At 64.7% G+C, this 16,024-nt stretch carries 15 protein-coding genes; 6 read left to right on the top strand and 9 right to left on the bottom strand.

Translation table 11 applies throughout. From position 1 onward, the window contains the following. Positions 1 to 42: 42 nt before the first annotated feature. The 4 genes from Q0139_RS14775 to Q0139_RS14760 all read right to left on the bottom strand — a co-directional run bounded on the left by Q0139_RS14775 (position 43) and on the right by Q0139_RS14760 (position 4,072). Positions 43 to 600, bottom strand: a complete 558-nt coding sequence (locus Q0139_RS14775; RefSeq protein WP_298023780.1) for a CarD family transcriptional regulator — start codon at positions 598 to 600, stop codon at positions 43 to 45. A gap of 262 nt (positions 601 to 862) precedes the next feature. Further along, a complete protein-coding gene (fdxA, locus tag Q0139_RS14770; RefSeq protein WP_298023778.1) occupies positions 863 to 1,201 on the bottom strand; it encodes a ferredoxin FdxA in 339 nt (112 codons plus the stop codon). A gap of 59 nt (positions 1,202 to 1,260) precedes the next feature. Continuing rightward, positions 1,261 to 1,545, bottom strand: a complete 285-nt coding sequence (locus Q0139_RS14765; protein ID WP_298023775.1) for a S4 domain-containing protein — start codon at positions 1,543 to 1,545, stop codon at positions 1,261 to 1,263. Continuing rightward, entirely contained in the window at positions 1,538 to 4,072 is a 2,535-nt protein-coding gene (locus tag Q0139_RS14760; protein ID WP_298023773.1) for a helicase-related protein, read from the bottom strand. Before Q0139_RS14760 ends, Q0139_RS14765 begins: the two co-directional genes overlap by 8 nt. 138 nt (positions 4,073 to 4,210) lie before the next feature. Between Q0139_RS14760 and Q0139_RS14755 the strand changes: the two genes are divergently transcribed. Continuing rightward, entirely contained in the window at positions 4,211 to 5,836 is a 1,626-nt protein-coding gene (locus Q0139_RS14755; RefSeq protein WP_298023770.1) for a M23 family metallopeptidase, read from the top strand. An 82-nt stretch (positions 5,837 to 5,918) separates the two neighbouring features. Here Q0139_RS14755 and Q0139_RS14750 read toward each other — a convergent pair whose 3' ends face one another. From Q0139_RS14750 to Q0139_RS14730, 5 genes are all read right to left on the bottom strand, one after another. Continuing rightward, entirely contained in the window at positions 5,919 to 7,595 is a 1,677-nt protein-coding gene (locus Q0139_RS14750; RefSeq protein ID WP_298023768.1) for a DUF87 domain-containing protein, read from the bottom strand. An 88-nt stretch (positions 7,596 to 7,683) separates the two neighbouring features. Continuing rightward, entirely contained in the window at positions 7,684 to 8,445 is a 762-nt protein-coding gene (locus Q0139_RS14745; protein ID WP_298023765.1) for a TIGR02186 family protein, read from the bottom strand. After that, entirely contained in the window at positions 8,442 to 9,356 is a 915-nt protein-coding gene (locus tag Q0139_RS14740; RefSeq protein WP_298023763.1) for a sulfite exporter TauE/SafE family protein, read from the bottom strand. The genes Q0139_RS14745 and Q0139_RS14740 overlap by 4 nt, the downstream gene beginning before the upstream one ends. A 58-nt stretch (positions 9,357 to 9,414) precedes the next feature. Next, positions 9,415 to 9,957 (bottom strand): hypothetical protein, encoded by a 543-nt coding sequence (locus Q0139_RS14735; RefSeq protein ID WP_298023760.1) that lies wholly within the window; start codon positions 9,955 to 9,957, stop codon positions 9,415 to 9,417. 509 nt (positions 9,958 to 10,466) lie between these two features. Further along, on the bottom strand, positions 10,467 to 11,795 hold the full coding sequence (locus Q0139_RS14730) for a glycosyl transferase family protein (RefSeq protein ID WP_298023857.1): 1,329 nt from the start codon (positions 11,793 to 11,795) through the stop codon (positions 10,467 to 10,469). A gap of 193 nt (positions 11,796 to 11,988) precedes the next feature. Between Q0139_RS14730 and nhaA the strand changes: the two genes are divergently transcribed. From nhaA to Q0139_RS14705, 5 genes are all read left to right on the top strand, one after another. Further along, a complete protein-coding gene (nhaA, locus tag Q0139_RS14725; protein ID WP_298023757.1) occupies positions 11,989 to 13,323 on the top strand; it encodes a Na+/H+ antiporter NhaA in 1,335 nt (444 codons plus the stop codon). A 68-nt stretch (positions 13,324 to 13,391) separates the two neighbouring features. Beyond that, the gene (locus Q0139_RS14720) at positions 13,392 to 14,129 is read left to right on the top strand and encodes a head GIN domain-containing protein (protein ID WP_298023754.1); all 738 of its coding nucleotides are present in this window, start codon (positions 13,392 to 13,394) and stop codon (positions 14,127 to 14,129) included. Between the two features lie 82 nt (positions 14,130 to 14,211). After that, the gene (locus Q0139_RS14715) at positions 14,212 to 14,433 is read left to right on the top strand and encodes a hypothetical protein (RefSeq protein WP_298023751.1); all 222 of its coding nucleotides are present in this window, start codon (positions 14,212 to 14,214) and stop codon (positions 14,431 to 14,433) included. Between the two features lie 57 nt (positions 14,434 to 14,490). Next, positions 14,491 to 15,108, top strand: a complete 618-nt coding sequence (locus Q0139_RS14710; RefSeq protein WP_298023748.1) for a class I SAM-dependent methyltransferase — start codon at positions 14,491 to 14,493, stop codon at positions 15,106 to 15,108. Continuing rightward, positions 15,105 to 15,821: a DUF2807 domain-containing protein gene (locus Q0139_RS14705; protein WP_298023745.1), complete on the top strand. Its 717-nt coding sequence runs from the start codon at positions 15,105 to 15,107 to the stop codon at positions 15,819 to 15,821. The genes Q0139_RS14710 and Q0139_RS14705 overlap by 4 nt, the downstream gene beginning before the upstream one ends. Positions 15,822 to 16,024 lie beyond the last annotated feature (203 nt).

The raw sequence follows: 16,024 nt of genomic DNA, 5'->3' as shown, positions 1-16,024 counted from the left end.
CTGCCGGGCCGGGCCTTTCCGCTCTTGCAAAGAGTACGAAGGTTATTTGGCGGCTTCCTTGGCCGCTTCTTCCTCTTCCTTCTCGGCGTTCCAGATCGCGGCCGCCTTGTTCAGGATGACTAGGATTTTCTCGAGCGCTGTCGGCTCGTCGGTCTTCTCCATCGCCGCGAGTTCGCGGGCGAGGCGCGAGGAGGCGGCCTCAAAGATCTGCCGCTCCGAATAGCTCTGCTCGGGCTGGTCGTCGGCGCGAAACAGGTCGCGCGTTACTTCGGCGATCTGGAGGAGGTCGCCCGAATTGATCTTGGCTTCATATTCCTGCGCGCGGCGCGACCACATGGTGCGCTTGACCTTCGGCTTGCCTTCGAGCGTCTTGAGCGCGTCCTTGAGCGTCTTGTCCGAGGAGAGCTTGCGCATCCCCACGCCCTCGGCCTTGTTGGTCGGCACGCGAAGCGTCATCTTCTCTTTCTCGAAACGCAGCACATAGAGTTCGAGCTGCATGCCCGCGATCTCTTCATTCTGCAGTTCGACCACCCGGCCGACACCGTGTTTCGGATAAACGACGTAATCGCCGACTTCGAAGTCCAGCGCATTGCTAGCCATATAATGGAGACCTTTCCTGTGGACCCGGGGTCGACTCGCGCAAACGGGGCTGTCTGCCGCCCGCCGCCAGTTCGAATTTGCCCAGTTCTGTCCGTGCCTTAGCCAATCGAAGCGGACCGAAACGGTCCGTCTCTTGTCCTATTATATAACATAGTTGTAACAAAATTTCCAGTGTTTCGACGCGGTGCAGCACGCGCCGTCCAAAACACTGGAATCACGAAAGTTTCGCGGATTTTCAGGCGCGCCGCAGGGGCGCGGCGAATCAGTCGCCTTCGCCCGGCTCCGGCGAGAAATACTTGTCGTATTTGTCCTCTTCGCCCTTGTGCTCGTCGGCGTCTTCCGGGGCTTCGCGGCTCTGCGTGATGTTCGGCCATTCCTCGGCGAACTTGGCGTTGAGCTCGAGCCATTTTTCCTGGTCGGGCTCGGTATCGGGCAGGATCGCTTCGGCCGGGCATTCCGGTTCGCACACGCCGCAATCGATGCATTCCGCCGGATGGATGACGAGCATGTTCTCGCCCTCGTAGAAGCAATCCACCGGGCAGACTTCGACGCAGTCCATATATTTGCATTTGATGCAGGCGTCGGTGACGACATAGGTCATGGGCGCGGCTCTCCCTCGAATATGCGCGGCCGCCTGCTAGCCACGCTTTGCGCTGTGCGTCAACGGTTGATGTGCCGTGCAGGCTGGACCGTTTCATAGACCTCGCCGACCTGCTTCGCGGGTACCCGCCGGGGCGGCAGGCTGGTGACGCGCAAGACCCTGACGCCCGAGGGCAGCGGGACGCTGAGCACGTCACCGACGCGGACGACAGCATGGGCGCGATCAATGCGCCGCCCGTCGCAGCGGATATGCCCGCTCTCGGCGATGGTTTTGGCAAGGCTGCGGGTGCGCGCCAGCCGGGCGTGCCAGAGGAACTTGTCGATGCGTTGCCCCTCGTCAGCCACGCGAAATTTTGAGATCGGCCAGCTTGGCGAAGGCGTTGCCGGGCTGTGGTGCATTCTGCGCACGACGCTTGGCTGGTTTTCTGCGCCGGCCGCGCCAGGCCCATTGCGGCGGATCGCCCTTCTGCTTCTGGAAGCCCAGCGCGTGCATCAATTTACCCAGCGCCTCTTGTTCGAGCCCCAGCGACGTCGCCAGTTCGGTATCGACAGCGAAGGGATTGCGCCCGTCGCGACGATCATGCGCCGACCGGCTCAGCCGCTCGACCATATCGATACGGAGCATTTGACCGGCGAAGCCGCGAAACCCTGCCCGCCGCCAATGCGCCGCCGTGCGGCCCTTGGGTTCGGCCAGCAGCGTCGCGCCTTCGGGCGGCAAATCCGGCATCGGCTTGTCCGCGAATACCGAACCCAGCGCGAGCCGCCAGCGGATCGCCTCGGGTTTCAGCATTCGCGGGTGAAAGATATCGAGCGAGCCGATGACAAGGCCCAGCTGTCCCGCGCGATGACGCAGCGCCTTGTCCAGCGTCTCGATTACATCGCCGAGATCGGCCCGCGCGGCGATCCCGCCCCCCTCGACAACCGGCGCGAGCAATGCGCGCAACGCCGGCGGCGTCTTCTCCCCCGCGATCGCCGCGTCGATCCGCAGCAGCGGGCCGAGCGCCTCGGCCAGTCTGCTGTCGAGCCAGCTCATCAACCGGTTCTCGACACGCGCCTTCATCTCGGGGCTCAGCACATCGAGTGCGCGGTCGAGCTTGATCTGCGGAGCCAGCGGCGTCCGCCCGGCCTCCAGCCTGGCAACGCGACGCCCTTGCCAGTCGATCGCAACCGCTTTCCCCGCCACCGTGCCGAGCGCGAATTCCCGATCCTCATCGGCGATCAGCGCCGCCGCCCGCGACGCATATTCACCGCCCAGCCGCCGCTCGGCGGCCGCGAGGAGGCGCTTTTTGTCGGTATGGCTCGCCCCGGCCTCGACCTGGAAGCGAAAGCCCTCGATCCGGCCGATCGGTTCGTCGTCGACGGTGACAACGCCCTCGCCATCGACACGAACGGGCAACGCCTCCTCCCCCTTCGCGCCGAGATCACGCATCAACACCGATGTGCGGCGGTCGACGAAGCGCTGCGTCAACCGATCGTGCAGTGCATCGCTCAATCGCTGTTCGATTTCCTCGGTCCGCCGCGCCCAGCGCTTCGGATCGGCGAGCCAGTCGTCGCGATGCGCGACATAGGCCCAGGTCCGGATCGCGGCGAGCCTACCGGCGAGCGTTTCAACGTCGCCGTTCAGATTCTCGAGCGCCGTCACCTCGCGTGCGAAGACGTCGCCGGGAATATGGCCATCGCCCTCGGTCAGATGACGGTAAAGCCTGGAGACCAGTCGCGCATGGCCCTGCACGCCCATCTTGCGAAAATCGGGAAGGCCGCAGGCTTGCCACAACCGACCCACCATCCCCGGGTCGGTCGCCCGCTCGACGATCCAGCCCTCGCCCGCCAGCGCCTTGAGGACGGCGAGATCGGTCGCCTCTGGCGCAGCGCGGAGCATCGGATCATCGGGCTTGGCTTCGAGATCGGCGATCAACGTCTCGATCGTATCGAGACGCGGATCGCCGTCGCGCCAGTAAATCTGCTTGAGCCACGAAAATTCATGCTCCTCGATCCGGTTGATTTCTTCTTCCGAGAAGGAAACCTCTTCCGCGCCTTCGAGCCCGAGCGTGCCGAACGTGCCATCGGTCTGGTGCCGCCCGGCGCGGCCGGCGATCTGCGCCATCTCGTGGACATGCAGGCGGCGTTGCCGGCGCCCGTCGAATTTGTGGAGCGAGGCGAAGGCGACATGGCGCACGTCCATGTTCAGCCCCATGCCGATGGCGTCGGTGGCGACGAGATAGTCGACCTCGCCGGCCTGGAACATCGCAACCTGGGCGTTGCGGGTGCGGGGCGAGAGTGCGCCCATCACCACGGCCGCCCCGCCGCGAAGCCGCCGCAGCGCCTCGGCAACGGCGTAGACCTCTTCGGCGCTGAACGCGACGACGGCGGAGCGCGGCGGCAGGCGCGACAGCTTGGTCGCGCCGGCATAGCTCAGCGTCGAGAAGCGTGGGCGCGAGATGATCTCGGCCTCGGGCACCAGCGTTTTGAGGATCGGCCGCAGCGTGTCCGAACCGAGGATCATTGTCTCCTCGCGGCCCCGACAGTGGAGCAGCCGGTCGGTAAAGACATGCCCGCGCTCGCGATCGGCGGCGAGCTGCGCCTCGTCGATCGCGGCGAAGGCGACGTCGCGATCGCGCGGCATCGATTCCGCCGTGCAGCAGAGCCAGCGCGCGCCTTCGGGCAGGATTTTCTCCTCACCCGTCAGCAGCCCGACCTCCTTGGGACCCTTCATCGCGACGATGCGATCATAGACCTCTCGCGCGAGCAAACGGAGCGGAAAACCGATCATGCCGCTGGAATGCGCGGTCATCCGTTCGACCGCGAGATGCGTCTTGCCGGTGTTCGTCGGACCCAGCACCGCGGCAAGCGGCGCGCGGGCAAAATTGCTCATCCCGCGATGATCGTTGGTCGAACCGGAAAACGCAAGGTTCCGTGGTGGATAACCGTCCATCGGCCCTGCGTCACGGCTCGCCGCATCGCTAGAATCGATCTTCGTCTCTTAATTTGACTTTAACGGTTTTTAACCACAGTGCTCGGCACCGGACGTGCAGGCGATGCACGCCGGGAACAGGAATTACGAGCGGGGCCGCAATTGTTCCAGCGCAACGAATTCACCACCGGAAATGGCGCCGGTAACGGCGGAGGCGCATCGACGCTTTCGCATCAGGGTGCCGCCGGTTCTCATCACCATCATCCGGCGCGGACCGCGATCGGCCGCGCCTTCTGGCACGAGATCGACCTGGTCGTGGATCTCGGCGCGCAGATCGGATCGAAGACATGGTGGCGAGGTCTCGTCACCTGCACCGCGCTGTGCGGCGCGACGATCCTGATGGCGCCGAGCGTCGAGGCGATTCCCGCCCTGCCCTCCGCGCTCGACCAGGACCAAGTCGACGAAGCGCGCGCGCAGGCGATCACGCCGCTCGCCTTTGGCGCCGATACCGGCCGCCGCATGGCTGCCACCGATGTCGTCGAGCCGCTCGCCGACACGCCCGAACGCCCGCATATCGAAATGACGGCGACGCTGGGCCGCGGCGACGGATTTACCCGGGTTCTCGAACGTGCAGGCGTCTCTGGCGACCAGGCCGAGGAAATCACCTCGCTGATCGAAGGCATCATCCCGCTCGCCGATATCCGGCCCGGCACGCCGATGACCATCATTCTCGGACGGCGCCCCAACCGCACGGTCGCACGCCCGGTCGACCATATCGCTTTCCGCGCCCGCTTCGATCTGAAGATCGAACTCGATCGTGTCGACGGATCGCTGCGGGTCAACCCGATTCAGATCGCGGTCGACGATACGCCGCTGCGCATTCGCGGCCGAGTCGGCGCCAGCCTCTATCGATCGGCCCGCGCCGCCGGTGCGCCGCCCTCGGCGATCCAGGAATATCTGCGCGCCATCGGCACGCAGATGTCGATCAACGATATCGGCTCGGACGCAACCTTCGACCTCATCGTCGAGCATCGCCGCGCCGAAACCGGCGAGACCGAGATGGGCCGCCTGATCTATGCCGGCGTCGAACGCGGCGACCGCAAGACGCAGCTTCTGCGCTGGTCGGTTGCAGGGACAGACCAGTGGTTCGAAGCGTCGGGCGTCGGCCGCTCGACCGGCGAGATGCTGATGCCGGTCAACGGACGTCTTACCTCGCCCTTCGGATATCGCCGTCATCCGATCCTCGGCTATCGCCGCCTGCATACCGGCCTCGACATCGCCGCCGGTCACGGCACGCCGATCCGCGCCGCGGCGAGCGGTACCGTCAACTATTCCGGCCGCAACGGTGGCTATGGCAATTATGTCCGGATCGCCCATAGCGGCGGCATCCAGACCGCCTATGCCCATATGAGCCGGATCGCGGTATCCTCGGGCACGCGCGTCACCCAGGGCCAGGTCATCGGCTATGTCGGCTCCACCGGCATGTCGACAGGCCCGCACCTCCATTACGAGATGATCCGCGGCGGCCAGAAGATCGATCCGCGCTCCGTCCGCTATATCGAGAACGCCCAGCTTTCGGGACCAGAGCTGCAACGCTTCCGCTCGACGCTGGCCGGTCTGATGCAGGTCGAGCCCGGCGCCGCGCTCGCCCGGCGCGAACGGCCGCGGGATCTCGATACCGCAAGTGCCGACCAACCACGCAGGGCCGATCGCTCGCGCTCGTAGCGCCTCGAAGTTCCAAAAAATATGGGCCGCGCCGGAAAGACCGGGGTGGCCCATTTCGTATCCGGAATGTGTTTGGTGAGCGTTACCGCCCCTGGCTGCGCCAGCGGCGGATGGTGCGATCGACGATGCCGGCTTCGTCGCCCGTCTGCGTCCACATTTCGGAGAAGAGCGGATCGGTCGAGGCCGGGCGTTTCTCGCTTTCCAGCGTGTCGAAGGTGACGCGCACCGGGACGGCGACGCCCTCGCCGCACATGATGCATTCGCGGTTGCGAAGCGCCGGGATGACATCGAGGAAACCGCGCGCGCCTTCGGGCATGGCCGAGCGGACATGCGCCTGGTCGCGATCGTTGTTGAGGCGCATCGAGATGATCGTTCCGCATTGGGAGAGCACGCCCTCGGCCAGATCGGACGGGCGCTGAGTCACGAGGCCCAGCGACACGCCGTATTTGCGGCCTTCCTTGGCGATCCGGCTCAGGATCTTGCCGACCGCCGACTTGTCGACGAGCTTTTCCGACGGGACGTAACGGTGCGCCTCTTCGCAGACGAGCAGGATCGGCCGCTGCGATTCATTGCGCGACCAGATCGCATAGTCGAACACCATGCGTGACAGGACAGCGACGACGACCGAGCAGATGTCGGATGGTACGCCCGAAACATCGACGATCGAGATGGGTTTGCCGTGGCCAGGCAGGCGAAAGACCTTGGAGATGAATTCGGCCATCGTATCGGCAACGAGCATGCCCGAAAACATGAAGCTGTAGCGCGGATCGCTCTTGAGTTCCTCGATCTTGCTCTTCAGCCGCATGAACGGCGCGGTATCGTTGGACGCGTCGAGATGGCCCATTTCAGCGACGATGAGCGAAAGCAGGTCGGACAGCAGATAGGGTATCGGGCTGTCGACCGTAAGCTGCGGGATTTCCTCGGACAGCCGGTTTTTCGCCCGTGCCGCGAGAAGACATTTGGCAAGGATGTCGCGATCGCGTTGCGCTTCGGCGCCCGAGGTCGTGATCAGCACTTCGCAATGTTCTTCGAAGTTCATCAGCCAGTAGGGGAGAGCGATATTGTTGACGTCGAAAATCTCGCCCGCGCCCTTGAAGGCGGCCGAATATTCGCCGTGCGGATCGATCATCACGACATGACCTTCGGGGGCCATTTCGCAGATCCGGTGCAGGATCAGCGCAACGCTGGTCGACTTGCCGGTGCCGGTCGATCCCAGCACGGCGAAGTGCTTGCCGAGCATCGCATCGATATAGAGCGCCGAGCGGATATCCTTTGTCGGATAGACATTGCCGACCTCGATATAGGCGCGATTATCGGCCGCGAACATCTGCCGCATATCGCGTTCGGTGACTGCCAGAACCTCGGAGCCGGGGATCGGGTACCGCGTCACGCCGCGGCGGAAATTGCTGACATCCTCGCGGCCTTCGAGCACCTGCCCTTCGCCCAGGAAATCGATATAGGCGGTGACCTGGTTCGCCCGGTTGTCGTCTGTGGAAAGCGTGCGGATATTGGCGATGAGCCAGCTGTCGCCGACCTTGACCTTGACCTGGCTGCCGACCTGGCCGGCCATCGCCAGCACCTGATCGGTCTCATTGCGTACCTTGTTCAGCGCATCGATGTTGATCGCGATTCGGGAGCCGGAGCCCGCAATATCGACGACTTCGCCGAGGACGAGACCCTCTTCGGCCACAAGGTGAGGCACGGGGCCGCTGTTGTCCTCATCCGCTGTTACCGGTCTGAATGCGCCAAAATCGGTCATATTTCTCTGCCCATGCCCCCATTGGTGAGCAACCGATTTACCGAAAACTGATTAACAGAGATTTACCCTTAATCCGCGCGCTGGACACTCAGATCCGGCGGAAAGCCAAGCCCGCCAGCCAGCCGAGCAGGAGCGAGATCGCGACGGCGAACAGGCCGTAGAGCAGGCTGTGGCGGTTTGCGGCGTCGGCAACGAAACGTTCGAACCCGCCCTTGTCGATCCGGATGTCGCGCACCTCTCCCGTCAGCACGCGGCCGTTTTGGATGAGGAAGGTCTCGGCCGTATATTCGCCGACCGGCACGCGTGCGGGCACGCTGATTCGAGCGTTGAACAGCACGCCTTCGGTCACTTCCACGGCATCGGGCAGTTCGGCATAGAGACCCGTGCGCTGACGCAGGTCGGCAAGACCGGCGACGAAACGCCGCGCTTCGGCGGGTGGATTGGCGCTGGCGGGCGACAATTGCAGCCCGTCGATGCCGAGTTCGTAGATCGCGGCGGTGCGCTCGTCGACGATCTCGGCGATCGGGCGCGAACTGGCGACGGCATAGAAGGCGGGGGCCGAGCGGAACCGCGCCTGCGCCGCGTTCATCCAGATACCGGCGCGCTGCTGCTTCTCGCGCATCAGGATCGATTGCTGCGGCCCCTTGAGCACGACGACGATGTCGACGGGATCGTCCGGCGGGCGGCCGCCCGGATAGAGGATCGCGCCGTAGATCATGAGTTCGGCGCCGGTGAAGCTGTAGACGATCTCGATCTGCTCGTCGCTGACGGCGGGGACGAGGCGCGGCCGCGCCTGCGCCATAATCATCGGCGTCAGCAACACGAGCAGGAGGAGGCGCAGCCGGTTCATCTGAGCTCGATCGAATAGATTTCATCGGGCCGCCAGCCGAGCCCCAGCGCCAGACGAACCGCGACGATGAGCACGAGCGCGGCGAGCATCAGGCGCAGCCATTCGGGGCTGGTCCGCATCGCGATCCGCGTGCCGATCTGAGCGCCGCTGACGCTGCCGATCAGCAGCAGGATGGCGAGCACGATATCGACCGATTGCGTCGTCAGGGCGTGGACCATCGTCGTCGCGGCCGTCACGAAAAGGATCTGGAACAGCGAGGTACCGACCACCACGCGCGTTGCCATGCCGAGCAGGTAGATCATCGCGGGCACCAGGATAAAACCGCCGCCGATACCCAGCATGACCGTCAGCGCCCCGACGGCGAAGCCGACGGCAAGCGGCGCGATCGGCGAGATGTACAGTCCCGATCCGTAGAACCGCCAGCGAAAGGGAAGGCTCGCGACGAAGGGATGGTGGCGGCGGACCGGCGGCTTTGGCCTTTCCCCGCGCCGCCTAGCTGCGATCACGGTCCAGCTTTCCTTGATCATCAGCACGCCGATCCCGCCAAGCAGGAAAACGTAGAGGATTGAGACGATGGTATCGATCTGCCCGGCGCGTTGAAGCGACCGGAACATCGCCCCGCCCGCGATGGCGCCGAGCACGCCACCGGCAACCAGCACGGCGCCCATCCGATAGTCGACCCCGCCGCGCCGCGCATGAGCGAGCACGCCGGAAACGCTGGCGCCGGTGATCTGCGTCGTTGCCGATGCCACCGCGACGGCCGGCGATATGCCGTAGAAGATCAGGAGCGGCGTCGTGAGAAACCCGCCGCCGACGCCGAACATCCCCGCCAGCACCCCGACCGCGCCGCCCAGCGCGATGATCACCAGCGCGTTGACCGACATTTCGGCGATCGGGAGGTAGAGGTCCATGGCCCGCCCCGCCTATCCCTTTTTTCCCCGCTCCGGAAGGCGAGCAGACAGCCCGGGGTCAGAAATCGGTCCCGGCCGTCAGGGCGAAGCCGGAGCCCGGCCGCGCATTCCCCGCAAGCCGAAAGCGATAGCCCGCACTCAATCTGAAATTGCCGCCGGCCACAGGCAGATGCATGACCATTTCCGGTCCGGCATCGACGCGGGCCAGCCCCGGCTGGGCGGCGCCACGAAGCTCGCCGCCAAACGCGATTTCGGCGCGGCCGATCGCGGCAATAGGGCGGTTGAGGCTCAATGCGCCGTCGGCATAGAAATCGCGGCTGCGGGCGCCGACAACGCCGGCCTGTGCATAGGCGCTCACCTCGAAACCCGCAGGAAGCGGCCGACGAGAGACACCGCCCGCCAGACCCAGTGCCCAGGCGTCCCGGCCGCCCTCGCCCAGATCGAACCGCCGCTCGGCGATCAGTTCGACGGGCAGTCGGCGATCGGGCCGAACCGATACACCGAATGCCGCTTCGCTCGTGCGTGGACGGTCCAGCGCACGGGACAGCCGCGCATTGGCGGCCAGCGTGAAGCCCTGGACCCGAACAAATGGCAGTCGCATGCGAAGCCCTGCCTGGCTCGCGCCGAGTTGCCCGCCCGGGGCCAGTCCTGCCTGTCCCCGCCCGCCTCGCAATAAGGCCCAGCCGGAGAACGACAGCGGATTTGCCCTTGGGGGTTCGAGAGGCGTGATCATCGGCGAGGCTGTCCGCACCACCGGCTCATAGCCAGTGTTTCTCCGCGCGCTAGAACCCTGCTGGAACGGCGCAGGCAGGGCAACCGCATCGGCCTGCCTCAGCGCACGGGGCGCTACGACCTCTACGTTTAGCCGAAGATGATCAGCGTTCGCCGCGGCCAGGAAACCGGGAGAATCGGGTGCAACCGATTTCCTGGCGGTCGCGAGAGTCTCAAGCTCCGCCACATCCAGAGCACCCCTTGCCTCTTCACGCTCGAAAGGCATCGCCTGCGGTGCGCTCGCGACCACGGCTTCGTCCCCGCTCACCGCCCAGATCCGCACCCCGATCCAGATCGCGATGACGGCGACGGGGAAACGAACGGGCGAGCCGAATCTCATCAGAGCAATGTCGTGTCCGGAAAGACGTGATGGGTCTTTTCCCAACGCTTCGCACCATCCGATCCGCCGAACAGGTAGCGGCCCGTCGCCCGCCTCGCCGCCATCATGGCGACGATATTAGAGGTGATGGTCCGCGGAATGGCGCGCAGTCCCTCACGCCAGCCATAGGCGTGGGCCGTGAAGCCGGCCCGCATGAGCAGGCGCCAGATCAGCAGGCCGAAATTGATCCAGAGCAGCACGCGAAGTAGGGGGTCAATTTCGGGCATTTCATAGTGGCCCAGCAACGCGGCCGCACCGAGCAACGCAGCGAGCGCCAGCGCCGCATAGGCCGCAAAGAGCACCATCGCCGCCAGTATCGTGCCGCGGTCGCGCAGCCGCATCCAGCGCTCGGCCCAGCCCCCGCGCCAACCGAGCCGGTCCCAACCCGACAGCGCGATCCCCATGATCCAGCGCGTCTTCTGGCGCACCGCCGTGCCGAGCTTGGAGGGGAAATGCGAGCGGACTGCGATCAGCGAACCATCCTCATCGCGACACCGGGCGAAAATCCCCTTCCCGCCCGCTTCGGCGATCCGCAGGCCGAGCTCGTAATCCTCGGTCAGGCTGTCGGCATCGAACGGCACGCCGCCGCGCTGTTCGGCGAGGCCTGCAAGAGCCTTTCGGGAAATCGCACAGCCCGTGCCGGCCGAGGGAATGGCCGCGCCGAGCGACTGGCGCACGGTCATCGCCTTGCCATGCGCCTCGGCGAACTCGTCGCAATAGCTGTTGCCGATCCAGCGCGAATGCGGATCGGGCAGCGGAAGCACGGGCAACTGGACAAAATCGAGGCCCGGCAGCAGCCGATCGTAGAGCGCCAGTTCACTTGCGTGGATCAGATCCTCGGCATCGTGGAGGATGATCGCGTCGAAGCGGTACCCCTTGTCGGATTCGGCCTCGACCATGCCTCGCCAGATCGCGTTAAGGCAGTCGGCCTTCGTCGTGGGGCCCGGCCGTGGCGCGCGAACCGGAACAACGCGTCCACCTCGCACGGCAACTCTTTTGAGTATGTCGCCCGTCTTTCTGTCATTGGGATAATAACCGACGAAAATATCCACGTCGTGACCGGTAACTTTCTCAATCGAATGATCGAGCATGGCCTCAATAACGGCCGATTCGTCCCATGCGGGAACGAAGATGGCGAATTTTGAATGCGTGGCTGGCTTTCTTTTCCAGCAATGGGCACTCTCCTGCCGCAGGGAAATCTTGGCGCGGAGTGCCGTGCCTATCCAGATCAAGTCGATGGCAAGATCGCTTGCGCCACCGATCACGAATCCGATTGCTGCAAACAGCATCAATTCGTGCAGCAGCCCGCCTGCCAAAAGTAATAGTGCATCCAATTGATGCGCCCCCCGTCATTGCTCTTCTTAATTCGATCCGATTCGGAGTAAACCCGTTTCTGATGGAATCCGTGTTGTGCGGTGCAACGCGGTTTGCAGTCGCGCGCGAAGCGGATAGAGAACGGTCCAGTGATCCAAGGGAGCAGACATGACTAAACGGACCGGCGTACGATCCGCTTTAAGGCAATTTTTGAATAGCGAGGCTTCGGGCGGCATCGTCCTGATGGTCGCGGCGGCGCTCGCGATGATCGTTGCCAACACAGCCCTGTACGAGCCCTATCACCACTTTCTCGAAGATCCCCTGCCCCGGTTCGAAATTCCCGGCCTCGGCTGGATGGTAAACCTCTCGCCGGTGCTGTCCGAAAAGCTCGGCCCGATGAACATGCATCTGTGGATCAACGATGCGTTGATGGCGATATTCTTCCTGTTCGTCGGCCTCGAGATCAAGCGCGAGTTCGTCGACGGGCGGCTGGCGACATGGGAGCGGCGGCGGCTGCCCGTGCTGGCGGCGGCTGCGGGCATGATCGTTCCGGCAATTATTTACCTGGTTGTCACCGGCGGCGATCCCGCGCTGCAAAATGGCTGGGCGATCCCGGCGGCGACCGACATCGCCTTTGCCATCGGCGTGCTTGCCCTCTTGGGCAGGCGGGCGCCGACATCGCTCAAGCTCTTCCTGGTTACCGTCGCAATCGTCGACGACATGGGCGCGGTGGCGATCATCGCTTTGGTCTACACCGCCGGGCTCAACACCTTCGCGCTCTTCATTTCGGCGATGATCCTGCTCGTCATGTATGTGCTCAACCGGTCGGGCGTGATCCGTATCTGGCCCTATCTGCTGTGCGCCGCCATCCTCTGGTATTTCGTGCTGCTGTCGGGCGTCCATGCAACGATTGCAGGCGTGCTCGCAGCGATGATGGTGCCGCTGCGCAAGACGCCTGGGGCCCCGGACGCGGCGGATTCGACGCTGCACCGGCTGGAACACGGTCTCGACTGGCCGGTCGCTTTCCTGATCGTGCCGCTGTTCGGCTTCGCCAATGCCGGGGTACCGGTCGGCGCGCTTGGGCTGGAGCAGATTTTCGCACCGCTGCCGCTCGGCATCGCGGCCGGCTTGTTCTTGGGCAAGCAGATCGGAATCTTCGGCAGCGTGTGGATCGCGGTGAAGCTCGGCTTCGCCGGTAAATTGCGCGGCGCCACCTGGCTGCAAATCTACGCGACGGCGCTCTTGTGCGGCATCGGCTTCACGATGAGCCTGTTCATCGGCGCGCTCGCCTTCCCGGGCAATCCATTGTTGATCGAGGAGGCGAAGATCGGCGTGCTGATGGGGTCGTTCGTCTCCGCGATCGCCGGCTATCTGATCCTCCGCTTCGCGCCGCTCCACGAGCGGCACGACGAGATCGAGGCAGCAGAGGCCGGCGAAATCGCCGCCGATGGCGACGTGGCGGGGACCAGCGAAACGGTCGTTCGAAAGGGCGCGCCTTCCTGAATCGGAGCGAACTTGCCAGCGGCGCCGCTTAGCTGTATTGTTCACATAACACAGCAAGGAGAGTCGTGATGCGCTTCCTATTTCCGCTCGTGGCGCTGGGTGCGCTGGCTGCGTGCAACGGCCTGGCCAGCCCGGGACAGACCGATCCGGAAAGCCGCGTGGTAAGCGGCGAGGATGGCGCCGAACGCGGCTTTGCCCTCGCCGATTTCGACGAGGTCGAACTGCGCGGTCCCGATAATGTCGAGGTGACGCTGGGCGAGGAATTCTCGATCCGTGCCGTCGGCGACGAGGCGGCGCTCGAAGATCTGGAAGTGACCGTGCGCGGGAACACGCTGCGGATCGGGCGAGAGAGCGACGGCTGGTTCGACGGCGACAGCGAGGGACGTGCGACGATCTATGTGACCCTTCCCCGGCTGACCGAAGTGGCAGTCGCCGGGTCGGGCAACATGACCGTCGACCGGGCCGAAGCCGAAGAATTCGAGGCGTCGATCGCGGGATCGGGCGATCTTTCCATTGCCTCGCTGACCGCGCGCGATACGGAATTGAGCATCGCCGGTTCGGGAACCATTACAATTGCCGGGACGGCCCAGGATCTGGAAATCGACATCGCCGGGTCGGGCAACGTGGAGGCCGCCGATCTTCGCGTCGCCACACTCGAGGCGAATATCGCCGGGTCGGGCGATGTGCGCGGCTATGCCACCGAGGCGGCGGAAGCATCGCTGCTGGGCTCGGGCGATGTGGAAGTGCGCGGTGGAGCACGGTGCAGATCGAACGCGCTGGGATCGGGCGAATTGCGTTGCGTGTGACGGCCGTCACTTGCGAAATCGGGCGGGAGACCGCACAAGAATGACGGATCAGGGCGCATAAACAATCGAGGGGAATTGATTTATGTCCGATACGGCCAAACCGAAACCGACCGCCATGGAACTCGTACTGATCGTTGTCGGCGCCGCCGTCGGCGCGGCGGTCGGATTCGGGTTTCTTGCACCACAGATCGAGGGCATTGCCGGGAGCGCGATCGCGGGCGGCATTACGGGCCTTGGCGCGGTATTGGGCGCCCTGCCCTATTCGCGCCGCGTCCAGGCCTGGCAGAAAGCGCAGAAGGGCTAATCGCCCCGGCGCTTCGCGCGCTTTCGTTGCCGCTGATTTTCTGGCACCCGGAGACCCATGGGTTTCTGGGATCGCCATGTCGTGCCGCGCCTGATCGGCTGCGCCTGTTCGCAGAAGCCGATCATGAAGCGCCGCGCCAAGGTCGTGCCGCTGGCCGAAGGCAAGGTGCTCGAGCTTGGCGCGGGCGGCGGCATCAATTTTCAGCTTTACGATCCGGCACGGGTGTCGACGGTGCAGGGCGTCGATCCGTCCCCCGGCCTGCTGAAACGCGCGCGTGAGGCGGCGCATGCCGAGGGCATCGAATTCGATATCGCGGAGGGCGTAGCCGAGAACCTGCCGTTCGACGACGACAGTTTCGATACCGTCCTTGCCACCTTCACCCTGTGTTCTGTGCAGGATCAGATGCAATCGCTTGCCGAGGCCCGCCGCGTGCTGAGGCCCGGCGGCAAGATGCTGTTCCTCGAACATGGCGCCGCACCGGACGCGAAGGCGGCGAAATGGCAGCGGCGGATCGAGCCGGTCTGGAAGCCGATCGCCGGCGGCTGCCATCTCACCCGGCCGATCACCAGCGCCATTGCTCAGGCGGGATTCAGGATCGTTGCGCAAGACCAAGGCTATATGCCGAAAACGCCGCGCGCCTTCGGCTGGACCGAATGGGGAGAAGCCACCAAATGATCGCCCGACTGGCCGCCGCCGCGACCCTGATCGCTGCGCTCGCCGTGCCCGCACAGGCCGAGCGGCGGGGCTACACGCTGACCGCCTTCGACCGGATCATCGTCAATGGCCCCTTCGTCGTGCGCCTTTCGACGACGCAGCCCGGCCAGGATTATGCCGAAGGCGACGCGCGCGCGATCGAGCAGATTTCGGTGCAGATCACCGGCCGCACGCTGACCGTGCGGCGCAACGTATCGGGCAACTGGGGTGGCTATCCGGGTGAGGGCAATGGGGCGGCGACCCTCTACCTGACAACGCCCAATCTCACCCAGGCGACTGTCATCGGCACGGGCGATCTCGAGATCGACCGGATGGAGGGCGGCCAGGTCATTGCCAGCCTGGGCGGCAACGGCCGGCTGGCAGTCCGCGAGTTCGACGCCGACAATGTCGCGCTCAGCCTGACCGGCGCCGGCGGGATCGAAGCAGGCGGTCATGGCGAGACCGGGCGGATCACCGTGCAGGGCGCGGGAACGGTTTCGGCCCAGGCGCTGACGATCGAAGACCTCTCGGTAAACCTGAACGGCCCCGGCATGATCGAAGTGACGGCCGATCGCGAAGCCGAGATCGTCGCCAACGGCAACGGCAATGTGACTGTCTATGGCGATGCGGCGTGCACCGATCGCAGCGTAGGTTCCGGGTCGGTCCAGTGCGGCGGATTTCTGGGGCGGAGATGACTTTTTTGTCAGATTCGACCTGACGATCGAGCGCCGCTAGAAAAAATCTGACAATCAAAACCCCAAAAATGGTCAAGCCACCATGGGGGATCCGGCCGGGTCGCATAAAACCTTCAGCCCCCATGGCGACTTGTGCCGACGGACCTGCCTGGGAGGCTGCGCCCATCGGGTGAGGGCCTTATGCGCCGGGACCGGTGACAGCG

Source organism: uncultured Parasphingopyxis sp., from assembly GCF_937129435.1.
Classification (GTDB): Bacteria; Pseudomonadota; Alphaproteobacteria; order Sphingomonadales; family Sphingomonadaceae; genus Parasphingopyxis.
The sequence above is the reverse complement of the archived record's forward strand: the minus strand, read 5'-3'. Positions and strand labels throughout refer to the sequence as shown.